Below are 4,731 nucleotides of genomic sequence, written 5' to 3' on the forward strand. Positions count from 1 at the left end.
TGCCCGGTACGCTGGCGCTGTCGATGGACACGCTCAGCGGGCCGCCGTCTTTGTAGACGTCGTCGCCTTGAATCGGTGCGGTGTAGATGGCCGAGGTCTGACCCGCCTTGATGGTGACGGTGCCATGATCGCCGCTCAACTTGACGATCAGGTCATCGGCGAGGGCTTTGTTGATGCTGACAGTGAAGGTCGGGTTGGCGTTTTCCAGCACAGGACCATTGCCAGCAATGCTGACGGTGACCGTGTCCACGGTGTCATTGATCTGCACGACACCTGGTTCTTTGCTCAGTTGCAGGTCTTCGAAGACCTGATCCTTCACCGTGGCTTCGGTGATGGTCACGCTCAGCGGACCACCGTCTTTGTAGACGTCATCGCCCTGGATTGGGGCGGTGTAGATCGCCGAAGTCTCGCCGGCTTTAACCGTTACGGTGCCGCCGTTGCTGAGTTTGACAGTCAGGTCATCCTTCAACGCCTGGTTGAGGGTGATGGTGAAGGTCGGATTGGCGTTTTCCAGCACAGGACCGTTGCCAACGATGCTCACGGTGACCGTGTCCACGGTGTCGTTGATCTGCACCACACCTGGTTCTTTGCTCAGTTGCAGGTCTTCGAAGACCTGGTCCTTCACGGTGGCGCTGTCGATGGTGACGCTCAGTGGACCGCCGTCTTTGTAGACGTCGTCGCCCTGGACTGGAGCGGTGTAGATCGCACTGGTCTCACCGGCTTTAACGGTAACCGTGCCGCCGTTGCTGAGTTTGACAGTCAGGTCATCCTTCAACGCCTGGTTGAGGGTGATGGTGAAGGTCGGGTTGGCGTTTTCCAGCACAGGACCATTGCCAGCAATGCTGACGGTGACCGTGTCGGTGGTGTCGTTGATCTGCACCACACCTGGCTCTTTGCTCAGTTGCAGGTCTTCAAAAACCTTGCCCGGTACGCTGGCGCTGTCGATGGACACGCTCAGCGGACCGCCGTCTTTGTAGACGTCGTCGCCCTGGATCGGCGCGGTATAGATCGCGCTGGTCTGGCCGGCCTTGATGGTGACGGTGCCGTGATCGCCGCTCAGCTTGACGATCAGGTCATCGGCTAGGGCTTTGTTGATGCTGACAGTGAAGGTCGGGTTGGCATTTTCCAGCACAGGGCCGTTACCGGCGATGCTGACGGTGACGGTGTCCACGGTGTCGTTGATCTGCACGACACCTGGCTCTTTGCTCAGTTGCAGGTCTTCGAAGACCTGGCCCTTCACCGTCGCTTCGGTGATGGTGACGCTCAGTGGCCCGCCGTCTTTGTAGACGTCATCACCCTGGACTGGCGCGGTGTAGATCGCACTGGTCTCACCGGCTTTAACGGTAACCGTGCCGCCGTTGCTGAGTTTGACGGTCAGGTCGTCGGCGAGGGCTCTGTTGATGCTGACAGTGAAAGTCGGGCTCGCGTTCTCGAACACATCGCCGTTGCCTTTGATGCTCACGGTCACGGTGTCGGTGGTGTCGTTGATCTGCACCACACCTGGTTCTTTGCTCAGCTGCAGGTCTTCGAAGACCTGATCCTTAACAGTCGCTTCGGTGATGGTCACGCTCAGCGGACCGCCGTCTTTGTAAACGTCGTCGCCTTGAATCGGTGCGGTGTAGATCGCTGAAGTCTCACCCGCCTTAACGGTAACCGTACCGCCGTTGCTCAGCTTGACGGTCAGATCATCCTTCAACGCTTGGTTGAGGGTGACGGTGAAGGTCGGATTGGCGTTCTCGAATACATCGCCGTTGCCTTTGATGCTCACGGTGACGGTATCGGTGGTGTCGTTGATCTGCACGACACCTGGCTCTTTGCTCAGTTGCAGGTCTTCGAAGACCTGGTCCTTCACCGTCGCTTCGGTGATGGTGACGCTCAGCGGACCGCCGTCTTTGTAGACGTCGTCGCCTTGAATCGGTGCGGTGTAGATCGCTGAAGTCTCACCCGCCTTAACGGTAACCGTACCGCCGTTGCTCAGCTTGACGGTCAGATCATCCTTCAACGCTTGGTTGAGGGTGATGGTGAAGGTCGGATTGGCGTTCTCGAATACATCGCCGTTGCCTTTGATGCTCACGGTGACGGTGTCGGTGGTGTCATTGATCTGCACCACACCTGGTTCTTTGCTCAGTTGCAGGTCTTCGAAGACCTGGTCCTTCACCGTCGCTTCGGTGATGGTGACGCTCAGCGGGCCGCCGTCTTTGTAGACGTCATCGCCCTGGATTGGGGCGGTGTAGATCGCCGAAGTCTCGCCGGCTTTAACCGTTACGGTGCCGCCGTTGCTGAGTTTGACAGTCAGGTCATCCTTCAACGCCTGGTTGAGGGTGATGGTGAAGGTCGGATTGGCGTTTTCCAGCACAGGACCGTTGCCAACGATGCTCACGGTGACCGTGTCCACGGTGTCGTTGATCTGCACCACACCTGGTTCTTTGCTCAGTTGCAGGTCTTCGAAGACCTGGTCCTTCACGGTGGCGCTGTCGATGGTGACGCTCAGTGGACCGCCGTCTTTGTAGACGTCGTCGCCCTGGACTGGAGCGGTGTAGATCGCACTGGTCTCACCGGCTTTAACGGTAACCGTGCCGCCGTTGCTGAGTTTGACAGTCAGGTCATCCTTCAACGCCTGGTTGAGGGTGATGGTGAAGGTCGGGTTGGCGTTTTCCAGCACAGGACCATTGCCAGCAATGCTGACGGTGACCGTGTCGGTGGTGTCGTTGATCTGCACCACACCTGGCTCTTTGCTCAGTTGCAGGTCTTCAAAAACCTTGCCCGGTACGCTGGCGCTGTCGATGGACACGCTCAGCGGACCGCCGTCTTTGTAGACGTCGTCGCCCTGGATCGGCGCGGTATAGATCGCGCTGGTCTGGCCGGCCTTGATGGTGACGGTGCCGTGATCGCCGCTCAGCTTGACGATCAGGTCATCGGCTAGGGCTTTGTTGATGCTGACAGTGAAGGTCGGGTTGGCATTTTCCAGCACAGGGCCGTTACCGGCGATGCTGACGGTGACGGTGTCCACGGTGTCGTTGATCTGCACGACACCTGGCTCTTTGCTCAGTTGCAGGTCTTCGAAGACCTGGCCCTTCACCGTCGCTTCGGTGATGGTGACGCTCAGTGGCCCGCCGTCTTTGTAGACGTCATCACCCTGGACTGGCGCGGTGTAGATCGCACTGGTCTCACCGGCTTTAACGGTAACCGTGCCGCCGTTGCTGAGTTTGACGGTCAGGTCGTCGGCGAGGGCTCTGTTGATGCTGACAGTGAAAGTCGGGCTCGCGTTCTCGAACACATCGCCGTTGCCTTTGATGCTCACGGTCACGGTGTCGGTGGTGTCGTTGATCTGCACCACACCTGGTTCTTTGCTCAGCTGCAGGTCTTCGAAGACCTGATCCTTAACAGTCGCTTCGGTGATGGTCACGCTCAGCGGACCGCCGTCTTTGTAAACGTCGTCGCCTTGAATCGGTGCGGTGTAGATCGCTGAAGTCTCACCCGCCTTAACGGTAACCGTACCGCCGTTGCTCAGCTTGACGGTCAGATCATCCTTCAACGCTTGGTTGAGGGTGACGGTGAAGGTCGGATTGGCGTTCTCGAATACATCGCCGTTGCCTTTGATGCTCACGGTGACGGTATCGGTGGTGTCGTTGATCTGCACGACACCTGGCTCTTTGCTCAGTTGCAGGTCTTCGAAGACCTGGTCCTTCACCGTCGCTTCGGTGATGGTGACGCTCAGCGGACCGCCGTCTTTGTAGACGTCGTCGCCTTGAATCGGTGCGGTGTAGATCGCTGAAGTCTCACCCGCCTTAACGGTAACCGTACCGCCGTTGCTCAGCTTGACGGTCAGATCATCCTTCAACGCTTGGTTGAGGGTGATGGTGAAGGTCGGATTGGCGTTCTCGAATACATCGCCGTTGCCTTTGATGCTCACGGTGACGGTGTCGGTGGTGTCATTGATCTGCACCACACCTGGTTCTTTGCTCAGTTGCAGGTCTTCGAAGACCTGGTCCTTCACCGTCGCTTCGGTGATGGTGACGCTCAGCGGGCCGCCGTCTTTGTAGACGTCATCACCCTGGACTGGGGCGGTGTAAATCGCACTGTTCTCACCAGCTTTAACCGTTACGGTGCCGCCGTTGCTGAGTTTGACGGTCAGATCATCCTTCAACGCCTGGTTGAGGGTGATGGTGAAAGTCGGGTTGGCATTTTCCAGCACAGGACCATTGCCAGCAATGCTGACCGTCACGGTGTCGGTGGTGTCGTTGATCTGCACGACGCCTGGTTCTTTGCTCAGTTGCAGGTCTTCGAAGACCTGGTCCTTCACGGTGGCGCTGTCGATGGTGACGCTCAGTGGACCGCCGTCTTTGTAGACGTCATCACCCTGGATCGGCGCGGTGTAGATCGCACTGGTCTCACCGGCTTTAACGGTGACGGTGCCGCCGTTGCTCAGCTTGACGGTCAAATCATCCTTCAACGCCTGGTTGAGGGTGATGGTGAAAGTCGGGTTGGCGTTTTCCAGCACAGGACCGTTGCCAGCAATGCTGACGGTGACGGTGTCGGTGGTGTCATTGATCTGCACGACACCTGGTTCTTTGCTCAGTTGCAGGTCTTCGAAGACCTGGTCTTTCACCGTCGCTTCGGTGATGGTCACGCTCAGCGGGCCGCCGTCTTTGTAGACGTCATCACCCTGGACTGGGGCGGTGTAAATCGCACTGGTCTCACCAGCTTTAACCGTGACGGTGCCGCCGTTGC

At 58.1% G+C, this 4,731-nt stretch carries 1 protein-coding gene; it reads right to left on the bottom strand.

Annotated elements, in window-relative coordinates:
- Positions 1-4,731: immunoglobulin-like domain-containing protein (locus ACZYR5_RS29520; RefSeq protein ID WP_489107627.1), on the bottom strand; the 4,731-nt coding region annotated here is incomplete at both ends.

The organism is Pseudomonas sp. F007, from assembly GCF_057814275.1.